Genomic DNA, 19,732 nt, shown 5'->3' with positions numbered 1-19,732 from the left:
GAACCGGTGAAGTTCAGTGACTGTCGCGCGGTATCCCGAAGGCTTTGTCGATACGCTGATAACGGTCGGCACCTTCGAGCACCGCGCCAGTGGCGAGACTGCCGACCTGTTGCCGTTGAAGTTCCTGCCAAGGCGTTTGAGAAGCCGGGTACCGGTATCCCCCGCGTTCGGTCAGCTCGTCGCGTCGGCGGTCAAGTTCGGCCTCGCCGACAAGCGCGTCGATGCGTCGCTTTCGCAGGTCGACCCTCAACCGGTCGTAAGTTTCGATCAGCGCGATGTCGCCGCCGCTGGCCGCCTCGGGGCTGACATGGAGAATCGACGGGGACGCGCTCGTTCCGGACTGCCTGCCGTCTCCCAGGCAGGCCATCTGCATGACGCCTGCCCGGATCAGATAGTCGGGCGGCCTCATGTTGACGACTTCCGCGGCGCCGGGAAAGCCAACGGGCCCGCACCCGCGGATGACGAGAATGTCGGATGGTTCGATCGCCAGCGCCGGGTTGTCTATCCGACGATGATAGTCTTCGCTTCCATCGAACACGATTGCTCGTCCCTCGAAGGCGTCCGGATCCTCGGGGTCGGACAGATACCGCAAGCGGAATTCGTCCGAAATGACGCTGGTCTTCATGATCGCGCTCGAGAAGAAATTTCCGCCCAGCACGATGAAGCCTGCCTGCTCGCGCAAGGGTTCGCTGAGAGGGCGGATAACTTCGGGCAGGGCAGTCGATGCACCGCGACAGTTGGCGCCGATGCTCCGACCGGTGACGGTCAGGGCATCTTCCCGGATCATTCCCGCGTCGATCAGCTGGCCGACCACCGCGGGCACGCCGCCCGCATGATAGTAGTCCTCGCCAAGGTACTCTCCGGCAGGCTGGAGATTGACCAGCAAGGGCACATCATGGCCAACGCGCTGCCAATCATCCAGATCGAGCTCGACGCCTGCGTGCCTGGCGATTGCGGCCAAGTGGATCGGAGCGTTAGTCGATCCGCCTATTGCCGAGTTCACGACGATTGCGTTGAGGAATGCATCGCGCGTGAGGATCGCTGAAGGCCTCAAGTCCTCGCGGACCATGTCTACGATACGCTTTCCGGTCCTGTAGGCCATTTCCTGCCTTTGCCGGTATGGCGCGGGAATGGCGGCGGAACCGGGCAACTGCATTCCCAGCACCTCGCACAACGAATTCATCGTCGTGGCCGTGCCCATCGTGTTGCAATAGCCGGTCGAAGGCGCCGATGCGGCCACCATGTCGACGAACCCTTCGTAATCGATCTCGCCCGCGGCCAGCTTCTGGCGGGCCTCCCAGACGATGGTACCCGATCCAACGCGCCGGTTGCCTTGGCGGCCATTGAGCATGGGACCGACGGACAGGGCGATCGCGGGAATGTCGACCGTGGCTGCCGCCATCAGCAAGGCGGGGGTGGTCTTGTCGCAGCCGATCGTGAGAACCACTCCGTCGAGCGGATAACCGTAGAGCAGCTCGACAAGGCCGAGGTAGGCAAGATTGCGATCCAGCCCCGCCGTGGGCCTCTTTCCAGTTTCCTGGATCGGATGGACCGGAAATTCGATCGCTATTCCGCCAGCTTCCCGAATGCCCTCGCGGATGCGCTCAGCGAGAACGAGATGGTGGCGATTGCACGGGCTGAGGTCGCTGCCAGTCTGGGCGATGCCGATGATGGGCCGAGCCGATTGCAGCTCATCGCGGCTTAGCCCGAAATTCAGGTACCGCTCAAGGTAGAGCGCGGTCATGTCGGGATTGGATGGATTGTCGAACCAAGCGCGCGATCGCAATCCGGACGGTTCGCCGGGCTCGGAAGTCTTGTCGTTCGTGCTCATCGCGCCATCGCCTCGTTCGCTGCGGTCCCGATCGCACTCACTTGCTTCCACGCACCGACCAGGGCAGCGCTGTTTTTCCGAATTTCACCGATTGCCATTCCCGGGCGAAACAGCGCCCCGCCGACACCGATCCCCTCGGCACCGGCATCGAGCCATTCGCGAAGCGAGGCTGCGTCGGTTCCTCCTACTGCCCAGATGCGCGTGTCGAGTGGAAGCACGTCGCGTAGGGCCTTGAGATAGCCGGTCCCCAGCGGTGCGGCGGGGAAAAGCTTGAGGCGTTTGGCCCCCGCTGCCACCGCGTTGAAAGCGTCGGTGGGTGTGACGATACCGGGCATTGCCTCAATGCCGATCTGCATCGCACGGGCGATCACCGCCGGGTCGGTGTTGGGCGAGACGATTAGCTGGCCACCGGCCGCCGCGACGCGTTCGACTCCCGCCACGTCCAGCACGGTTCCGGCACCGCACACGGCCCTGTCGCCCACCGCGCTCACCAATCGCGCGATCGAAGCAAAAGGGTCGGGGGAATTCAGCGGGACCTCGATGATCCTGATACCGGCTTCTACCAGCGCCTCGCCCACCGATGCGACCGTTGTCGGGGTTACGCCACGCAGGATGGCGACGAGCGGCGGCGCGCCCCCGTCGAGGAGTTCGCTGATCGTCATCGGGCTGAAACCTCGCAGATATTGGCAAGCCGGTTGAGCCCCGCGATCACGCACGCGTCGCCATCGAGCAACGTCATGTCGAGACCAAGCTGCCGGCCTGCCTGAGAGTACAGGGCGGAAAGGGACGGGTCGCCGATCACTGTGAGGGTCGCTGCGGAATCCCCGATCAGCGTCCGAGCCTCACGAAGTTCGCCGCCGATCAGCAATCCCGAAAGGAACCCCAGGCCCCATCCGTGCGTGCGACCATCGACAAGCTGGGCCGCGCGGGCGGCGAACAAGCCCGCGAGAGAAAAACGCAGCCCTTGGGCCACTCCGGCGTCGAAACCGGCGTCGACATCGCCCGGGTCCGCGCCTGCTCGAACGAGAGTGGAATGGTCGCGCAGCAGCGCGAACAGCTCACCGGTCGGAAATGTGTGAAATCCCGCCACGTGTCCGTTGAGCGTCGTTACCCACTTGCTGTGGGTACCCGGCAGGACCATCACATGCGCGCCACTCGCAAGGCGCGGGTCGAGACCGAGCGCCCCGAAGACCTGCGTTTCTTCGCCGCGCATCACGTCGGGCAAGTCGGCAAAATTGGACGTCTTGAGGCCGATGGCCACGCGCACCGGGTAGGCGAATTCTCTGACCGGCACGACCCGCGCGCTCCATTCGTCGAAGCTGACGGGACATTCGGCGTAACCCACGTCGGCAAGCCCGTTGCGAGAACCGGCCATCCCGCAAAGCAGGACTCCCCGCTTCGAAGCCTCTTCGGCCCATGGTTCGAGCATGGCGGTCAACGTCTGAGCCGGCGAGGCGCGAAGTTGGCCGATGCCCGGACCGACGAGCTTTTCGGCGCCGGGCGCGGTCGACCGGAAAAGTCGCAGGCGTGTCGTTCCCCAATCGCCCACGATCATTCGGCTGGCCCCCCGTGCAAGTGTTCAGCGCGTCGAATCACTGTCGACGAGCTTTTACCCTTTTTCACTTCTAATAATAATATAAATATGCTTCAAGAGGTGAATAGCCGGCGCTCATGATCGGCAGGGGAGGTCCAGGGATGCCACTTCAGCCCATTGATATCGCGGTGATCGCAGCCTACGCGATCTTCATTTTCGGCCTTGCGCAGTGGGTTAGCCGGGACAAGCCGGGAGCCGGTCCGAAAAACACGACCGACTATTTTCTCGCCTCGCGCAATCTGCCGTGGTGGGCGATCGGAGCATCGCTGATCGCTGCGAACATTTCCGCCGAACAGATCGTGGGAATGTCGGGTTCGGGCTACGCGATCGGCCTGGCGATAGCTTCGTACGAATGGATGGCAGCGGCGACGCTTTTGATCGTCGGCAAGTTCTTTCTGCCGATCTTTCTGCGCAACGAGATCTACACGATGCCGCAGTTTCTCGAACGCCGCTATGGCCCTTCGATCAGGACGTTGATGGCGGTGTTCTGGCTGGCGCTCTACGTGTTCGTGAATCTGACCTCGATCATCTGGCTAGGCTCGATCGCGGTAACCAAAGTGGCTGGGGTCAACCAGGATCTCGCCCTTGTCATCCTTGGGGCATTCGCTCTCCTGTATCAGTTGCGCGGCGGGCTGAAGGCTGTCGCGCTGACCGATATCGTCCAGGTTACCCTGCTCGTCATGGGCGGGCTGATCATTGCCGGCCTGACCCTGTCCGAACTGGGTCAGGGCGCCGGCATCGCAGCGGGCTGGAGCCGCCTGACCGCCGCTGCTCCGGATCATTTTCACATGATCCTTTCGCCGGGCAATCCTCACTATGCCGATCTGCCCGGACTTTCGGTACTGATCGGGGGAATGTGGATCGCGAACCTGAGCTACTGGGGCTTCAATCAGTACATCATCCAGCGCGCGCTCGCGGCGAAGTCGCTCGACGAAGCGCAGCGAGGGATATTGTTCGCCGCGTTCCTGAAGCTCCTCATGCCGATCATCATCGTGCTGCCGGGGATCGCGGCGGTCGTCCTGGCGCCGGACCTGGCCAAACCCGACGAAGCCTATCCGACAATGATGAGACTGCTTCCGCCAGGCTTGCTCGGCCTCGTCTTCGCCGCGCTTATCGCCGCGATCATCGCTTCCACGGCATCTAAGATCAATTCGATCGCCACGATCTTCACGCTCGACGTCTATGCGAAGGCGCGCAAGCTGAAGACAGACGCAGAAGATAGCGTCGGTGGGCATGGCTCGAACGAAAGGCACCTGGTCTTGGTGGGACGGCTTGCCGCGACCAGCGCGATAGTCATTGCGATCCTGACCGCCCGACCGCTTCTCGGCTCAAGCGAACAGGCTTTCCAGTTCATCCAGGAATTCACGGGCTTCTTTACACCCGGAATCACCGTGATCTTCCTGCTGGGCCTGTTCTGGAAGCGGGCAAACGAAGCGGGCGCGATCGCAGGGGCGGTCACCTCGGTGGCGCTGTCGTGGCTCTTCAAGGCGCTGCTGCCGGCCGTGCCCTTTCTCGACAGGATGGGGATCGTGTTCCTCGTCTCGTTGGCCCTCGCGGTCGTCGCTTCGCTGGTGACTGCCCCTTCTGCCCAGAAGGACACGATCGAGGCCACAGGTGTAAGCTTCGCGACAAGGCCCGCGTTCAATGCCGGTGGCATCGCCGTTATCCTGATCCTTGTGGTGCTGTATGCCACTTTCTGGTGAGCGCGCGAGTGTGCAGGAACCCACCATGCCGATTGCGTTGGGCTTGGTCGGCGTCGGCAAGATTGCCCGTGACCAACATCTCCCGGCGATCGCCCGGGGCGAGGCATTCGATCTGATCGCGATGGCCAGTCGCGATGCAGCTGGTCTGTCTGACGTGCGCTTTACCTCGCTCAAGCAAATGCTTGATGCCACGCCCATCCTAGCCGCGATCTCCCTTGCGTCCCCGCCGGTCGGCCGGGCCGAACTGGCGCGCGAGGCGTTGCTGGCGGGCAAGCACATTATGCTCGAGAAGCCACCCTGCGCAACGCTCGGCGAAGTGCGCGGGCTAGAAGATCTCGCAAAAGAGAAGTCGCTCACGCTTTTCGCTACGTGGCACTCGCGCGAAGCCGCCGGAGTGGAAGCTGCGCGGGCATGGCTAGCCGACAAGCATATTCAATCGGGAGCGATAGCCTGGTGTGAGGACGTCCGTGTCTGGCACCCAGGCCAGGATTGGATCTTTGCGCCCGGCGGGTTGGGGGTTTTCGACCCCGGCATCAACGCGCTGTCAATCTTGACTGCGATCCTGCCCGGCAACGTAAGCGTGCTAGAAGCGGAACTGGAAACGCCCGAGAACCGTCAAGCGCCGATCCGCGCCCGGGTGACGATGCTCCATCAGGGAGACGCAAGGATCGCTGCAGAATTCGACTTTCTGTACAAAGGGGATCCGCATTGGTCGATCGATGTCGTCACGGCGGAAGGCGCGTTGCGGATGGATCAGGGCGGCGCGCGTCTTTGCATCGACGGCAAAGAGGTCGAGTCCGGCGACAGCCAGGAATATGACCGACTCTATGTCCGGTTCGCGCAGTTGATCCAGTCAAGGCGGAGCGATGTGGACGTCCGTCCGCTTGCGTTGGTGGCTGACGCACTGCTCGTGGGGACGCGCCGAACGGTCGACGCATTCTATTTCTAAGATAAATGAGTTGATTGTTTTCGCAGGATCATCAGGATAACCGTCGAAGTAATCGAGGATCTCAGAGCATTTTCATGACCGGCGCTGGCGAGCCGCGGCACCAACTGGGTCGCAATCTCACATATGGAATGCTCGACGCGCTGGGTCGTGCCATCGTGACCGGGGCCTATGATGAAACGCCCTTTCCCACAGAGGCAGAGCTGGCCAAGCAACAAGGGGTCAGCCGGTCTGTCACCCGTGAGGCGGTCAAGATGCTCACCGCGAAAGGGTTGTTGAGCGCCCGCCCACGCCAAGGCACGATCGTGCAGCCGATAAGCTCGTGGAACCTTTTCGATCCCGACGTGCTGAGCTGGCTGCTCGATCGCAGGTTCTCGATCGATCTCCTGCGTGAATTTAATCAGCTCAGGATTGCGATCGAGCCGGAGGCCGCCGCGCTTGCCGCCACGGTCGCAGGCGAACCGGACAAGGCAAGGATCCGCGCAGGGTTGGACCGAATGAAGGCGGCCGAAGCAGGCGATGATGATCCTCTGGAAAGCGATATCGCCTTTCATGTCGCGATCCTCGAAGCTTCAAACAATGCGTTCTTTGCTCAGTTTCGCGACGTCGTGGGGGCGGCGCTGCGCACGTCGATCCGGTTCACCAACCGTGTCGTAGGTCGCACCGCTAGCGTTCCTGATCACGCCGCAGTGTTGGAAGCGATCTGCGAGGGCGATCCTGACCGTGCGCGCGCGGCAATGCGCCATCTCATCTCTGATGTGCTGAACCTGATCGGAACTTCCGATATGAAATCTCAGCCGGTAATCTGAACGGCGGGGTTGACGTCACCCGTGGCTACCGCGTCATTCTGCCTGGAACCTGCCGGTCGCGTTGCGGTCAGCAATCGGCTTGGTGAGGGGATCGTCTGGGATAGCCTGTCGGAAGCGTTTGTCTGGACCGACATTCACGAGCGGCTGCTTTTTCGGCTCCACTGGCCCTCGATGCGACTTGAGCAGTTCTCCCTTCCGCTTCGGCTTGGCTCCTTCGCGCTGACGCGCGACCCGTCCCGCATCCTGGCGGCATTCGAAATCGGCTTTGCATGGTACGATTTGGAAAGTGGGTCATGCGACTGGATCTGCAGGCCGGCGTTGCCGCGCGGCGTTCGCTTCAACGACGGGCGGGTAGACCGGAAGGGGAGATTTGTCGCCGGAACGATGGTCGAGGACGCGCGAGCTGCGGGCAGTCCGACTGCCGGCATGCTTTATCGGCTTGAGTCCTCGGGTGAGGTGACCGAGCTGCTCGATGGGATCGGAATAACCAATTCGCTGTGCTGGTCGCCCGATGGTTTGACCATGTACCATGCTGACAGCACGGTTGGCGTGGTCAATGCTTATGACTACGGCGCTCAGCTGGAGCGGCGACGCGAGGTCGCAAGGATAATGCCGCCCGGAGTGCCCGACGGAGCCACGGTCGATGCCGAGGGGCGCATCTGGGTCGCACTATGGGGCGGAGGCTGCGTCGCGACGTATTCCCCGGATGGCTTGCTGCTCGATAATATTCCGGTGCCGGTTTCGCAGCCGACTTGCGTCGCGCTCGGAGGGCAGGACCTCGACGTGCTGGCAATCACGAGTGCGCATGACGGGCTTCCGCAAACCGCACGTTCGCGGGAGACCGACGCAGGGGGCGTTTTCTTCTTCCGCACCTCGACCCGGGGCGTGGAAGAATGCCGCGTGGCGTTGTGAGGCCCACGGTTACCGCACACGGCGTAGGGCGGGGGGAAATGATCGCCGTGCCAGGCGGCACGTTCCTCATGGGGTCCGATCGCTTTTATCCCGAAGAAACACCGAGGCGCAGGGTCAAGGTTGACCCGTTCATGATCGACGTGGTTCCGGTCACGAATGCGCAATTCGCGGAATTTGCCCGCTCGACAGGCCATGTCACGATTGCCGAGATTGCGCCCAATCCCGATGACTATCCGGGAATGGCGCCCGCAATGGCGCATGCCGGATCGCTGGTCTTTCACAAGACATCGGGGCCAGTGCCGCTCGACCAAGTCCATCATTGGTGGCGGTTCGAATTCGGCGCGGACTGGCGCCATCCCCTTGGCCCTGACAGTGATTTGGACGGGCTTGACGATCATCCGGTGGTCCACATCGCCTGGGCCGACGCAGCCGCCTATGCCCAATGGGCCGGTAAGGCTTTGCCCACCGAGGCGGAGTGGGAATTCGCAGCCCGAGGCGGCTTGGAAGATGCGGATTATGCCTGGGGCAACGAACTGGCTCCGGCCGGCGCGATGCTGGCCAATTACTGGCAGGGTCTTTTCCCGTTCGCGAACCAATGTCTGGATGGATGGGAGCGGACGTCTCCAGTCCGCTCGTTCCCCCCCAATGGCTACGGAATTCACGACATGATCGGCAACACCTGGGAGTGGACTGCCGACTGGTATGCGGAACCCGTCGCAAAGAGGAAGAGCCGGCGTGGAGCCTGCTGCACCGTCGACAATCCGCGCGGCGGATCGATGCGCAGCAGTTACGATCCCTCCCAGCCGGAGATCAGGATCGGCCGCAAGGTCATCAAGGGGGGCTCGCACCTGTGTGCTGAAAACTACTGCCGCCGCTATCGGCCGGCAGCCCGACACCCGGAAATGATCGACACTTCCACAAGCCACATCGGCTTCCGTTGCATCGTACGATAGGGATGTGTCAGAGAAAGAATGCGCCTTCAGCGCCCACGATCACGCGGCGCGGTGAAATGGGCAGTAAGGCTCGCGTTCGACCAGATTGAAGACAAACGACAGCTTGTTCATGCCGCCAAGCACGCCGCCGACCGTGCCGAGCTCGATGATCTGGCCGTCAGTGAAACATGCGCTGAGCTGGGCGTAGAGATCGGCGTCGAGGGTCCCGCCCATGTTCGTAAGGGCCAGCTCGTTGGCGAGCGCCAGCACCGCATTTTCGGCCGGCGTAAATTCGGCAACGGCATCGCCACCGATCGCGTCGACTTGTGCGGGGGTGAAGCCGACCTCGAGCGCACCGGCTTCGTTGTTGCGGTTGCAGAAGAAGCAGCCATGAAGCTTCGACAGGCGCAGCCGAAGCAGTTCCTTGTAGCGGCGGTCGACCTCGCCGCCGAAAAATACCTTTTGATAGAAGTCTTCGAACAGCAGCGTCGACGCCGCCTTCGAGTTTGCAAACACCTCGATGATCGTGGCGTCACCCGAGAGGCGCAAGGCGGCTTCACGGCTGGCGCGGAGCGGCGGCGCCATCTTGTCTTCAGGAACGCGGTTCAGCAGCGTGTCGGCCATGACGATCTCCTCAGCTCTCAGCATGGAGAAGTGCGCGCGCGCGAAAACCTGCCAATTTAGCTACAGCGAGGTTGGCGGACCTGCTTTCGACTTCCCCTGCAAAAAAGCGGTCGGCGCGAAACAAACATCCCCTCGACGACGTGACTCTTCTCAAGAAATTGCCATCACTCCACTCAGTTTCTCAGCAAGTGCCGCGCGATATTGAGCTGATGGATCTGGCTCGTTCCTTCGTAGATGCGAAGGGCGCGCAGATCGCGAAAGAAGCGCTCTATTCCACCCTCTTTCACATATCCTTGCCCACCAAATATCTGGACAACGCGGTCGGCCACGCGGCCAGCCATCTCGGTCGCGAAGTACTTGCAGATCGAGACGTCCATTGTGACATCTTCGCCCGCATCGCGCTTTCGCGCCGTCTGCAGGATCATGGCACGAGCGAGCTCGATCTCGACCTTGCAGTCGGCGAGCATGGCCTGGATGAGCTGATTCTCGCCAATCGCGCGACCTGATTGATGACGGGACTTGGCATAGCGCACGCCTTCGTCCAGCAGACGTATCGCGGGACCGGTGGCGAGCGCCGCGAGGTTTATCCGCTGCTTGTTCAGGGTCTTCATCATCGTGCGAAAGCCGCTGCCCTGCCGGCCGACTATCTGCGATGAATCGACGATCACGTCCTTCAGAAAGACTTCGCCGATCGGCGCGCCTTCCTGACCCATCTTGGGTGTCGAACCGGAGGTCGAGAGCCCCGGCGTATCCCGCTCGACAAGGAAGGCCGTGATCGCATCGACGGCGCGTGGTGCGTCCGGTTCGGTTCGCGCGAAAACCGTGAAGACGTCGGCAATCGGAGCGAGCGTTATGTACCGCTTGTGGCCGTTCAACCTGAACTTGCCGTCGCCGAGCGCTTCGCCTGTCGTCTCCAGCGCCGAGGCGTCCGAGCCTGCGTTCGGTTCGGTCAGCGCCAGACAGCCAGTGAGCTCGCCCGAAGCGAGACCCGGCAGATATTTGCGCTTGAGATCATCCGATCCGTCCTGAACCAGAGACTCCGACCCGATCCCGGTATTGATCCCGACGCGCGCCCGATATGCAACCGAGCAGCGCGATATCTCGATGTTGGCTAGCGCGAGCTCCTCGGTCGTGAGGCCCGACCCGCCGAACTCTTCGGGGATCGACCAGCCGAAGTAGCCGCGACGTCGCATCTCATCGACGATTTCTTCGGGGATCTGGTCGTCCCGCTCAACCCGATCCTCGTTCGGAATCGCGATGGTGCGCACGAAATCCCGCACGTCGTCGAGAAGCGCGCCAAGCTTGGTCTCATCCCGGATCAAGTCGGAAATTCCTCTTATGAGAGCCGCGTTCGCGGATGGAATATCCTAGAAACGGAAGCTGATCTCCCCGTAAATCATCCGCGGCGGGCCGAACGAGACCGCATCGACGCCGAATGCGTAGATGCCGCCGCCGCCAAGGATGTAATCCTTGTTGGTCAGGTTGGTCACGCCGGCGGCGAGGCTTACCTCGCGGCCGAACAGGTGGTTCGCCTCTGCGCGCAGGTCGACCAGCGTGTATCCAGGCGACTGGTTGGCGCCATCTGCCTTGGCATTGAGCGGCGCGCCGCCGTTGAAGAGCACTTCCTGAATGGCCTGCAGCCGTACGCTGGTGTCATTGAAGTAGAACTTGCTCTGGTAGGAGACCGACGGAATGAAGGCGAGTTCGACGCCTGAAGGTAGCTCGGCATGGAAGCGCGCCTGCAGGTTTACCTTGTGGCGGTTCACGTAGCCCGGAGGGTTTACCGCCAGCGAATTGTTGTCGAGCGGATGGGACTGCAGGAAGATCGGCTGGAATGCAGCAGGCAACAGTGAAACGGCCGTCGCCACGGTCCGGTCGGGATACCGGATGTAGTCGGCATCAACGAATGTGTAGTTCCCGTTGAGCTCGAGCCAATTCGAAGGCTCGATTGAGAAGTCCATGTCGAAACCGCGATAGCGCGACTTGGGCACGTTCTCGATCGTGGTGACGAGCGCGCCGCCAGCGAGGTCGAGATAGCTGCGCTGGGCGTTGTGATACGTATCCCAGAAGCCTTCTACGTTGAACCGGCCGCGCCCCGCGCCGAACGGGAAGGTCGACTTCAAGCCGGCATAGAAGTTGTCGACCGTTTCCGGCCCGAAATCGGCCAGGTTTCCGCCGCGTCCGTTAAAGCCGCCGCGCTTGTAGCCGCGCTTGTACCCGCCATAGGCCAGCACGTCGTCGCTCACCTTGTAGTCGGCGCCGAAGTTGTAGGACCAGCCCTGGAACTTACGTTTGCCGCCCAGGTCCAGGTAGAGCACCCCGGCGGGCAGCGTCGCTGGGTTGGGGATGCTGGCGAGCGGCACCATGCTGTTGTTCACCTGCACCGAACGTTCGGCGATGTTGTCCCAGCTGTGGCGCGCCGCCGCTGTCAACGAGAGTTGATCGGTCGCGTGGAACGTCGCCGAGCCGAACACGCTGTGCGAAGTGAACCGCGACTGGCGGAACTGCACGTCATAGTCCGGTCCCGCAGCCGAAAAACCGAAGGTGTTGGTAGTAATGTTGATCTTTTCGTCGGCGCCCGGCTGGCGCGTCTGGTCGTGCAGGGCGCCGATGATCCAGTCGAGCCGCTTGTCGAGAGACGACCCCTGCAGCTGCAGTTCGTCCACAAACTGACGGTTGTGCAGCTGGCGCAGCGGGCTGACCAGGTCGATGCCCGGAATGGCTGCGCCATCGACGTCGGACGGGTTGTTGCCATAGCCGCGCGCCGAGATGTAGCTCGCTATGTTCTTGAGCCGCACGTCGTCGGTCAACTCGAACACCGTGGTGTTGATTATGCCGTAGGTCGATGACCGCTCGCGCGAAAGGTTCGTGTCGAGCGAGGTCAGTTGCCGGTCGGCAAAGATCGACGGCGCAACGGCGGCGCCAAGCGGCGTGCCGGGTCGGGGCTTGTAGGCCTGCGACGACGAGCGGTTCTTGTCTCCATGCCAGGTGACAATCGTGCTGTTTGTCAACCGATCGCCCAAGTCCACCTTCAGGGTGCCGCGCAACTCGATCACGTTTTGGTTGTTGAAATGCTGCACCGGGAGCGGGGTGAACGTCGTGAAGTCGAGCTCTCCGCCGACCGTGCGGGTATAGCCCTTGCGGTGCCAGACGAACCCGGCCAGCCGCAGTCCGGCATTTTCGCCCAGCGGCAGGTTGAGCGCTGCCTCGAGCTGGCGATTGGCGTAGTTCCCGCCCTGCGCGCGGACGTAGCCGCCGAAATCCTTGGTGGGGCCCTGCGGAACGAAGAGGACGGCGCCGCCAGTGGTATTGCGGCCGAACAGCGTGCCTTGCGGCCCCTTCAGCACCTGCACCGAGGCAAGGTCGAAGTACTGTGGCGGCAGTGTCGGAATCTGGAACGGCGGGCTCAGCGGAACGTCGGCGAAATAGGTCTCGACGCTGCCCGATGCGGCGCCGAAGAACTGGCCCCGGCCGCGAATGGAGAAGTCAGGCAGCGCGGCATTGCCCGATCCGGCGTTCACGACAAGTCCGGGAACCGATTTGGCCAGGTCGAACGAAGTCTTGATCGCACGTTCGTCGAGCGACTTCTGCGAGAATGCGGTGATCGCCACCGGCACGTCCTGAAGGTTTTCCTCGGTCCGCCGCGCCGTGACGATGATTGCATCGGCATCGCCGGCTTCCGTGGTGGTCGCGGGCACCTGCTGGGCGAAGGCTTGGGCTGGAATGATCAGCGCAAGCGCGCTTCCTGCGAACAGGGCCGTTCTCATCATCGTTCCTCTCCCAACTCAGCGCTCTTGCTCGCTTTTGTGCAACCAGGTTGACCATCTTTGCTTATCGCGGTCAATTGGTGGGTGGAAGAGAAAATGACTGTGCATCACTTTTCGCGAGGCTCCTGTGGATAATCAGGAACTTGGACAGGATGCGCTGAACGAGAGGAGCGATGCATTGTCTGCATGGGAACTGGTTGCCGAGAATCTTGCATTTCCCGAAGGCCCGACGGTCATGGAGGACGGTTCGGTTATCGTGGTCGAGCTTGGCGCCGGGAAGATAACCCGCTGCTGGAACGGGCGGAGCGAAACGGTGGCCGAGCCCGGCGGAGGTCCCAATGGGGCCGCGATAGGCGCCGACGGGGCGCTTTACGTGTGCAACAGCGGCGGGGTCGATTTTGCCCGGATGTGCAACGCGACAGGTGCCGGCGCGGAAGGCCGGATCGAGCGGATCGACCTGGGCACCGGGAAAGTCGAGCGGATCTACGACGCTTGCGACGGCGAGCCGCTCAGCGCCCCCAATGACCTCATGTTCGCGCCTGACGGCCGCTTCTGGTTCACCGATCTCGGCAAGCGGTACGGGCGCATCGCCGAGGCGAGCGGGCTGTTCAACGCAAGCGCTGACGGATCATCGATTGCCTGCATCCATCATGGTGCGGTCGGCTACAATGGGGTTGGCGTCCTGCCGGACGGCAAGACGGTCGTCGTCGCGGATACCTTCCAGGCGCGAGTCTACGCTTTCGACGCCCGAGTCGCGCGGCAGAGCCCGCGGCTCGTTGCTACGGTGCCGGGATATGTCGGGCTCGACAGCCTGGCGATTACCGCTGCCGGCAACATCTGCATCGGAACGCTACAGGAAGGCGGGATCTCGCAGGTCTCGCTTGCCGGGGAGGTAAGCAAGCCGTTTGCGTTCGACGACCCCTATGTCACGAACATCGCGTTCGGCGGCGCCGACATGCGCGATGCGTTCATAACATGCTCCGCCACAGGCCGCTTGATAAAGACCCGCTGGGCCGAGCCCGGGCTCCGCTTGGCTTTCCATTCGTGACTGGAAGAGGCAGCTGCGAGAGTACTCGCCTATCTGCCGCCGGTGACATACAGGCATTGTCCAGTGACCCATGCCGACGCCGGTGATGCCATGTAGACAACGGCTGCGGCAACGTCCTCCTCGCTGCCATAGCGCTTCAGGGGAATGTTGAACAGTTCCAGCGTCTTCTGCCGTTGTTGGTCACTCTCGATGCCGCTGCATTCGATGAAATTCTGTGTGGGAATTGGCCCAGGCGCGACGGCATTGACCCGGATCTTGGGCGCTAATTCATTGGCCAAGGAACCGGTGAGGCTGTTAACCGCGGCCTTGGCGGCGGCGTACGGACCATTCTTGGCATGGGGCCCATAAGCTGCGCGCGAGGAGATATTCACGATCGCACCACCTTTCTCAGACATCTGGCGTGCTGCAACGGTAGCGCCCAGCCACACTGCTTTGAGGTTCAGGTCGATCTGGGCGTCCCAACTTTCTTCGGGCGTTTTGACCAGATAGCGGGGCGTCGCGTCGGGGATTCCCCCGGCGTTGTTGACCCAAATGGTCACGGTCCCCAATTCCCGCGCAGTGGTGCTGGCGAGATTTTCCAGGTCCTCGCGTTTGGTGGCATCTGTCACGACTGCGATGGCTTTGCGGCCCAACGCGCGAATTTCTTCCGCAACAGACTCAATATCTTCACGCGTGCGCGCGGCGACAGCAACATCCGCGCCAGCCTGGGCCAACCCAATCGCGATGCCTCGTCCGATTCCCTTGCCCCCGCCGGTCACGACGCCAATCTGGCCATCGAGGCGGAACCGTTCCAAAATTTTCATCGCATCATCCCCGTGAAAACCGTGATCGAAGCCGGTCGTTGTTGTGCCAAAACTGCTCATTGGTTGCACGCGTCAATCGATCTGAGTCCGAACCAAGCCAGGCAGGAGATAACCAGCGCTGCCATATTGCAAGGTAACTTCGGAGACTTGACGAATCTAACGGTTAGGCAGTCCATAAGGATTGCGAAGGTATTCCGCCGTTTCGACCTCCGTAAGCGGAGACTGCGGGATCACCTTGACGTCGCAAAATCCCGCAAACGGGGTGCTTTCCAAGCCGCTCGCGTAAACGATCGAAATGGCAAACTGCTTGGCGCTCACTTCGGAGACCTTGATGATCGCGCGTCCCTTGTTGCCGCCAATCTCCACGAAGCTTGTCCCGTATCCGTAACCGGGGTTCTCGATGAGTTTCTCTGATGCGCTCATCCCGGCAAGTTTGCCCGTGCCGTCCTTAGTAACGCGCAATTCGATGCGGGTGCGGTAGATCGCAGGCTTACCGACGCCATCAGGCGCGACGAATGCCCGGCCTCCCGATTGCAGTAGGTCTAATCGGTGCCGGTTCCAGGTGTCATCGGCGATGGTGCATGCAAGCTCGTAGCCCTCCTTGGTCTCGGATTCCAGCGTTCTGGGAACGACCGTCGCGATCGCGGCTCGGAGAGCGAGGGCAAGCAAAGGCATATACATGTCCCTATGACGCAGACTTGGCCATGGCGTCAGGTCGGCTCGGCCTTCACGCGCAATGTTTCGAATTACTTCCGTCGCACATCGGCGCCAACACTTGTGCAAATCTTTGCTCGCCCTGCTTCGGCGCACCCAAACACTCCCGTCAGACCGCGGACCGATCGCCCGGCGTTGCGACACCGGAACCCGATCTGACGGGGAATGTTAAATTGGGCGACAATGCGCGAGGGAGTGATCTTTTGAGCAGCCCGGTCGAACATGGCGAGAATCTACCGCCCGAAGCCGCAGACCTGGCTGGACGCGCGATTGCCGTGCTCAAGCGCGCTGCGACGGGGAAGGTTTCCATTGTTACCGCAGAAAGCTGCACTGGCGGGCTGCTGGCTTCCCTGCTGACTGACCAGAGGGGTTTGGGGAAGTGGTTCGACCGCGGCTTCGTGGTCTATACCGAGAAAGCAAAGACCGAGATGCTGGGTATCGATCCGGTCGAGATCGTGCGCCATGGCGTCGTCAGTCCCGAAATTGCCGGTCGCATGGCGGAACAGGCGCTCGCCCGATCGGACGCTGGGCTCGCCGTTGGAATAACCGGGTTCGCCGGGCCAGCGGGGCCGGGCGACGAAACCGGCCTCGTGCATCTCAACGTTTGCGCTGCAACCGGCGCAAGCATTTCCAGGACATGCCGTTTCGGCGACGTGGGACGCGATCGGACGCGCGCGCTCGCCGCAGAGGCTGCGCTCGAGATGCTGGAGGAAGCGCTCGACGGGCGAGGAAATCGGCCATGAACGTCGCCAGCCTCAATTCCATATCGATCGAGAACGCAGACTTCGCAGTTGAAGCGCTTGGGCCCAAGCGCGCGCGACCGCTGCTGAAGATCGCGCATGGAAGCCTTTCGATTGAGATCGCGGTTTGCGGCGACGGCCTGTGGACGAGCTTCCGCCGTTCGGATGATGGCGGGCTGGCATTGCGGACGCCGCTCCTGTCATGCGAGGTGCAGGTTAGGTCGGTCGATGCACGTGATGGCGAAGCGGCGCGGATCGAATGCCAAAGTTCTCTGGGAAAGCACGAGATAGTGCTGGTTTGCGATCCCGGGCCGGAGGAAATGTTCCGCCTCACCGTCTCGTTCGCGCCCGATCGGCCGCTTCACGTTCCTTACATGCCGCGAGATGTCGTGCCGTTCGACCATCAGGGCCGACCGGACAGGACCAGTGGAAACGTGGAAGCCAAACAGCGCCGCCTCAATACGGGCTTGCTCTATTTCTCGTGCGACAAGCCGGCGCTGGGCAAGGTGCTTTACGTCCAGAACCTGACGGCGCTGAATGGATACTTCCTTGCCACAGAAACGATACCTGAGAACGCGGTGGGCGGGGTTTGGCCGGAACTCGGCTTCCTGCCTCCGACGCACCCCGAAGACCCGGCCAAGGCGCTTCCCGCGGGCGACAGGATCGTCTCGTACGACACGATCCTGTCGATCCGCGCTCACCGCAAGGATGGTGAGAGCGAGTCCGCCTGGCAGTTCCTGGACATGCTGGGTTCGATTTACCGGTGGCTCGACAAACCCGAAGCGCCATTTCGCGACTGGGTGGGACGCGCCCAACGCACGCTTGCCGATCTTTCCAAGTCTCCAAAGGCCCGGCTTCGGCATTATGGAAACCTCTATTTCCACCCCTACACCGACGCTGAATACCCGGACATCATGGTTCAGCTTTCGCTGCTTTCCGCAATTCACGATTGGGGCATGTGGTCTGGTCGCAAGCATCGGCTCGAAGCCCAGGTCGTGCGGGGACTGGCCCGCTTTTACGATCGCGGCCTGGGCGCCCTGCGGCGTTACCTGCCCAGTGTTGGGGACGACAAGGACGCCGATGCGGTCGATAGCTGGTATCTTTACCACCCGCTCCTCAACCTTGCGAACCTTGCGCTTGGCGGGGACGAAAAAGCGCGCGAACTGTTCCTGAAGTCGGTCGATTACGGAATCCGATCGGCGCAGCATTTCAAGTACAAATGGCCGATCCAGTACAAGATCGACACGTTCGAGGTGATCACCGCCGTTGCCGCGGACGATCGCGGACAGACCGACGTCGGCGGAGTCTACGCGTGGGTCATGCTGCAGGGTTACGAACTGACCGGCGAACAGCGATTCATCGATGAGGCGAAGGCCGCCATTGCTGCGGCGCGCGGCATGAGGTTCCACCTCAATTACCAGGCGAACCTCACCGCCTGGGGAGCGGCAGCCTGCATTCGCCTTTGGCGCATCACCAACGACATGACGTACCTGACGCAGAGTTACGTCTATCTGGCGAGCTTCTTCCACAACTGCCAGATCTGGGAGAGCGACATCGGCAACGCGTCGCTCTACTCGAATTTCCTGGGAGCGACTTGCCTTCAGGATGCGCCCTACATGGCCATCTACGAGTGCTTCGACAGCTTCGCCGCGTTTGAACGCTATCTCGACCTTGGCGGTCCGGACCTTATTCCGTCAGCCAAGCTGCTGGTTGGCGACTATTGCCGTTTCGCGCTGTCGCGGGCATGGAATTATTATCCCGACACGCTTCCGCCAGAAGCGCTTGCGACCGAATGCCGCAACGGCCACATCGACCGGGCGCTCTCCTTCCCGGTCGAGGATCTATATCCCGATGGGCAGCCTGCAGGGCAGGTGGGGCAGGAGATTTACGGGTCGGGCGCGGCGATGGTCTTTGCGACGCGGGCTTTCCATGCCTTCCCGGACATGCCGTTCCTGATCCACTGCGATCACTTCATCAGGGCACCACAGCGCATCACCGACACGATTATCAGCTTTTCGCTGGACGGTGCGCCCGGCGCCAACGCGCATATCCGCATCGTCCGCAACAAAGGCAGGCTGCCCAAGGTCATGCTGCACCTTGCCGAGGGCGAGGAGGTTAAGCCCGCGTCGACGTCACCCAAGCTGATCGAGTTCGAAGTGCCGGCGCTTAGTGCAGTTTCCCTGTCCTGGGAATAACCGCGCATGCCGCCGTTCAGGTGGCGCCGTCTTCTCCGTGGCGCGGATCGATTTCCTGTGAATCCGCGCGGATGAAGCTGATCTTTCCTTCGGTCTCCAAAATTGCCCACGCGACCTGGTCGATCCGCGAGATTCCGGCGAGACGCATCTCGGAAGCAAGCTCGTCGCGGTCGATGCGCTCGCGCGACATGTTGGTTCGCAGGAGCTTTCCATCGCGAACCAGCACGACCGGCTCGCCCTCGAGCAGCGGCCGCAGCTTTGGAAAGAAATGGCTCAGCCCGTTGAAGAACAGCGTCCAAGCGGCAAAGGTGACGATGGCCAGGACCGCGGCTGTCATCGAGAAATCCTGATGGGTCACGCTTTGCTGGATGAGGTCGCCCATGACGATCAGGGTGACCAGTTCGAACGGCGTCATCTGCCCGATCTCCCGTTTGCCCAGCAGGCGCAGGAGGCCATAGATGACGATGAACATCACCGAGGCGCGGCCGACGATCTCCATCAAGGCAAGACCCGTACGGTGACCGGAACGGCTGCGAGCTTCGTTTTCCCGTCAAGCAGCATGATCTCGCCGTGCAATGTGCGCCAACCCCACGGTTGTATCTGGCCGTCGAACTTTACCTCGACCGGCTTGCCTGGTTGAGCGGGACCGAAGCTGAACTCGAAAGAGCCGTCCTCGAAACCCGCGGACTCTGCCTCGGGGGTTACGGTGTCGATGCTCACCCTTCGCAACAACGGCTCTTCGATCGCGACAGTCAGGTCACCTACCTGATTGCGCGGAGTCGCGATGACCTTCGTCTCGAACAGATTACCGCTGCGAAGCGTTGGCGGCGTAATGACAGTCAAGTCGGCAGCCGGCGGTCGGGCCTGGAGGATTGCGGCAGGACCGCCGCCCACATAACCCATTACGGCTGCAAGAAGCGGGACCAGAATGATAACGGCGACAAGCGCCATCCTGGCCCATGTTCGCCAGGGGGAGGGCGCAACGTGCTTCCTCCCGATCCCTTCAGGAAATGAGTCCTTACCGGCGCTCGGGCTCGCCTCCACGCTCATGCCCCTGAAATCTGTATCTAAAGGAAGCGTTCCCAATCCGCGGTCGGGCCGACGAAGGAACCTT

Annotated in this window: 18 protein-coding genes; 8 read left to right on the top strand and 10 right to left on the bottom strand. The window is 61.9% G+C overall.

Annotated features, from left to right (window positions below; translation table 11 throughout):
* Positions 1-13 precede the first annotated feature (13 nt).
* From ACFO0A_RS14835 to ACFO0A_RS14825, 3 genes are read right to left on the bottom strand one after another with little or no spacing between them, the layout of a single operon-like run.
* Positions 14-1,831 (bottom strand): IlvD/Edd family dehydratase, encoded by a 1,818-nt coding sequence (locus ACFO0A_RS14835; RefSeq protein ID WP_379539898.1) that lies wholly within the window; start codon positions 1,829-1,831, stop codon positions 14-16.
* Positions 1,828-2,493, bottom strand: a complete 666-nt coding sequence (locus ACFO0A_RS14830; RefSeq protein ID WP_379539896.1) for a 2-dehydro-3-deoxy-6-phosphogalactonate aldolase — start codon at positions 2,491-2,493, stop codon at positions 1,828-1,830. The genes ACFO0A_RS14835 and ACFO0A_RS14830 overlap by 4 nt, the downstream gene beginning before the upstream one ends.
* Positions 2,490-3,386: a 2-dehydro-3-deoxygalactonokinase gene (locus ACFO0A_RS14825; RefSeq protein WP_379539894.1), complete on the bottom strand. Its 897-nt coding sequence runs from the start codon at positions 3,384-3,386 to the stop codon at positions 2,490-2,492. The genes ACFO0A_RS14830 and ACFO0A_RS14825 overlap by 4 nt, the downstream gene beginning before the upstream one ends.
* Positions 3,387-3,526: 140 nt before the next feature.
* Here ACFO0A_RS14825 and ACFO0A_RS14820 point away from each other — a divergent pair, with 140 nt between their 5' ends.
* From ACFO0A_RS14820 to ACFO0A_RS14800, 5 genes are all read left to right on the top strand, one after another.
* The gene (locus ACFO0A_RS14820) at positions 3,527-5,128 is read left to right on the top strand and encodes a sodium/sugar symporter (RefSeq protein WP_379539892.1); all 1,602 of its coding nucleotides are present in this window, start codon (positions 3,527-3,529) and stop codon (positions 5,126-5,128) included.
* A 25-nt stretch (positions 5,129-5,153) separates the two neighbouring features.
* Positions 5,154-6,077, top strand: a complete 924-nt coding sequence (locus ACFO0A_RS14815) for a Gfo/Idh/MocA family protein (protein WP_379539891.1) — start codon at positions 5,154-5,156, stop codon at positions 6,075-6,077.
* Positions 6,078-6,205: 128 nt separating this feature from the next.
* Positions 6,206-6,883, top strand: coding sequence for a FadR/GntR family transcriptional regulator (locus ACFO0A_RS14810; protein WP_379539889.1), 678 nt, complete (start codon positions 6,206-6,208; stop codon positions 6,881-6,883).
* A 21-nt stretch (positions 6,884-6,904) separates the two neighbouring features.
* Complete coding sequence (locus tag ACFO0A_RS14805) at positions 6,905-7,795, top strand: SMP-30/gluconolactonase/LRE family protein (RefSeq protein WP_379539887.1); 891 nt, start codon at positions 6,905-6,907, stop codon at positions 7,793-7,795.
* A 38-nt stretch (positions 7,796-7,833) separates the two neighbouring features.
* The gene (locus ACFO0A_RS14800; RefSeq protein ID WP_379539885.1) at positions 7,834-8,748 is read left to right on the top strand and encodes a formylglycine-generating enzyme family protein; all 915 of its coding nucleotides are present in this window, start codon (positions 7,834-7,836) and stop codon (positions 8,746-8,748) included.
* A 39-nt stretch (positions 8,749-8,787) separates the two neighbouring features.
* Here the strand turns inward: ACFO0A_RS14800 and ACFO0A_RS14795 are convergent, their stop codons facing one another.
* The 3 genes from ACFO0A_RS14795 to ACFO0A_RS14785 all read right to left on the bottom strand — a co-directional run bounded on the left by ACFO0A_RS14795 (position 8,788) and on the right by ACFO0A_RS14785 (position 13,121).
* Complete coding sequence (locus tag ACFO0A_RS14795) at positions 8,788-9,375, bottom strand: carboxymuconolactone decarboxylase family protein (RefSeq protein ID WP_379539884.1); 588 nt, start codon at positions 9,373-9,375, stop codon at positions 8,788-8,790.
* Between the two features lie 149 nt (positions 9,376-9,524).
* Positions 9,525-10,673, bottom strand: coding sequence for an acyl-CoA dehydrogenase family protein (locus ACFO0A_RS14790; RefSeq protein ID WP_379539883.1), 1,149 nt, complete (start codon positions 10,671-10,673; stop codon positions 9,525-9,527).
* A 45-nt stretch (positions 10,674-10,718) separates the two neighbouring features.
* Positions 10,719-13,121, bottom strand: coding sequence for a TonB-dependent receptor (locus ACFO0A_RS14785; RefSeq protein WP_379539881.1), 2,403 nt, complete (start codon positions 13,119-13,121; stop codon positions 10,719-10,721).
* Positions 13,122-13,296: 175 nt separating this feature from the next.
* Between ACFO0A_RS14785 and ACFO0A_RS14780 the strand changes: the two genes are divergently transcribed.
* Positions 13,297-14,166, top strand: coding sequence for an SMP-30/gluconolactonase/LRE family protein (locus tag ACFO0A_RS14780; RefSeq protein ID WP_379539879.1), 870 nt, complete (start codon positions 13,297-13,299; stop codon positions 14,164-14,166).
* Between the two features lie 29 nt (positions 14,167-14,195).
* Here the strand turns inward: ACFO0A_RS14780 and ACFO0A_RS14775 are convergent, their stop codons facing one another.
* On the bottom strand, positions 14,196-15,029 hold the full coding sequence (locus ACFO0A_RS14775; RefSeq protein ID WP_379539878.1) for an SDR family NAD(P)-dependent oxidoreductase: 834 nt from the start codon (positions 15,027-15,029) through the stop codon (positions 14,196-14,198).
* 96 nt (positions 15,030-15,125) lie between these two features.
* Positions 15,126-15,644, bottom strand: coding sequence for a hypothetical protein (locus ACFO0A_RS14770; protein WP_379539876.1), 519 nt, complete (start codon positions 15,642-15,644; stop codon positions 15,126-15,128).
* A gap of 242 nt (positions 15,645-15,886) precedes the next feature.
* Here ACFO0A_RS14770 and ACFO0A_RS14765 point away from each other — a divergent pair, with 242 nt between their 5' ends.
* The gene (locus ACFO0A_RS14765; protein ID WP_379539875.1) at positions 15,887-16,426 is read left to right on the top strand and encodes a CinA family protein; all 540 of its coding nucleotides are present in this window, start codon (positions 15,887-15,889) and stop codon (positions 16,424-16,426) included.
* Positions 16,423-18,618, top strand: coding sequence for a hypothetical protein (locus ACFO0A_RS14760; RefSeq protein WP_379539874.1), 2,196 nt, complete (start codon positions 16,423-16,425; stop codon positions 18,616-18,618). Before ACFO0A_RS14765 ends, ACFO0A_RS14760 begins: the two co-directional genes overlap by 4 nt.
* 16 nt (positions 18,619-18,634) lie before the next feature.
* Here the strand turns inward: ACFO0A_RS14760 and ACFO0A_RS14755 are convergent, their stop codons facing one another.
* On the bottom strand, positions 18,635-19,117 hold the full coding sequence (locus tag ACFO0A_RS14755; RefSeq protein ID WP_379539872.1) for a DUF421 domain-containing protein: 483 nt from the start codon (positions 19,115-19,117) through the stop codon (positions 18,635-18,637).
* Positions 19,117-19,569 carry a hypothetical protein gene (locus tag ACFO0A_RS14750; protein WP_379539871.1) on the bottom strand — a complete coding sequence of 151 codons (453 nt, stop codon included), beginning with the start codon at positions 19,567-19,569 and terminating at the stop codon, positions 19,117-19,119. Before ACFO0A_RS14750 ends, ACFO0A_RS14755 begins: the two co-directional genes overlap by 1 nt.
* Positions 19,570-19,732 lie beyond the last annotated feature (163 nt).

Origin of the sequence: Novosphingobium tardum, assembly GCF_042652045.1 — a bacterium.
In the GTDB taxonomy this organism is placed as follows: Bacteria; Pseudomonadota; Alphaproteobacteria; order Sphingomonadales; family Sphingomonadaceae; genus Novosphingobium; species Novosphingobium tardum.
This window is presented reverse-complemented; position numbering and strand designations above follow the sequence as displayed.

Excerpts from the sequence above, each read along its gene's own strand:
- ACFO0A_RS14810 (WP_379539889.1), top strand. The coding sequence starts at position 6,206 with ATGCTCGACGCGCTGGGTCGTGCCATCGTGACCGGGGCCTATGATGAA.
- ACFO0A_RS14795 (WP_379539884.1), bottom strand. The coding sequence starts at position 9,375 with ATGCTGAGAGCTGAGGAGATCGTCATGGCCGACACGCTGCTGAACCGC.
- ACFO0A_RS14800 (WP_379539885.1), top strand. The coding sequence starts at position 7,834 with ATGATCGCCGTGCCAGGCGGCACGTTCCTCATGGGGTCCGATCGCTTT.
- ACFO0A_RS14825 (WP_379539894.1), bottom strand. The coding sequence starts at position 3,386 with ATGATCGTGGGCGATTGGGGAACGACACGCCTGCGACTTTTCCGGTCG.
- ACFO0A_RS14835 (WP_379539898.1), bottom strand. The coding sequence starts at position 1,831 with ATGAGCACGAACGACAAGACTTCCGAGCCCGGCGAACCGTCCGGATTG.
- ACFO0A_RS14785 (WP_379539881.1), bottom strand. The coding sequence starts at position 13,121 with ATGATGAGAACGGCCCTGTTCGCAGGAAGCGCGCTTGCGCTGATCATT.
- ACFO0A_RS14755 (WP_379539872.1), bottom strand. The coding sequence starts at position 19,117 with ATGGAGATCGTCGGCCGCGCCTCGGTGATGTTCATCGTCATCTATGGC.
- ACFO0A_RS14820 (WP_379539892.1), top strand. The coding sequence starts at position 3,527 with ATGCCACTTCAGCCCATTGATATCGCGGTGATCGCAGCCTACGCGATC.
- ACFO0A_RS14815 (WP_379539891.1), top strand. The coding sequence starts at position 5,154 with ATGCCGATTGCGTTGGGCTTGGTCGGCGTCGGCAAGATTGCCCGTGAC.
- ACFO0A_RS14830 (WP_379539896.1), bottom strand. The coding sequence starts at position 2,493 with ATGACGATCAGCGAACTCCTCGACGGGGGCGCGCCGCCGCTCGTCGCC.
- ACFO0A_RS14775 (WP_379539878.1), bottom strand. The coding sequence starts at position 15,029 with ATGAGCAGTTTTGGCACAACAACGACCGGCTTCGATCACGGTTTTCAC.
- ACFO0A_RS14770 (WP_379539876.1), bottom strand. The coding sequence starts at position 15,644 with ATGCCTTTGCTTGCCCTCGCTCTCCGAGCCGCGATCGCGACGGTCGTT.
- ACFO0A_RS14760 (WP_379539874.1), top strand. The coding sequence starts at position 16,423 with ATGAACGTCGCCAGCCTCAATTCCATATCGATCGAGAACGCAGACTTC.
- ACFO0A_RS14750 (WP_379539871.1), bottom strand. The coding sequence starts at position 19,569 with ATGGCGCTTGTCGCCGTTATCATTCTGGTCCCGCTTCTTGCAGCCGTA.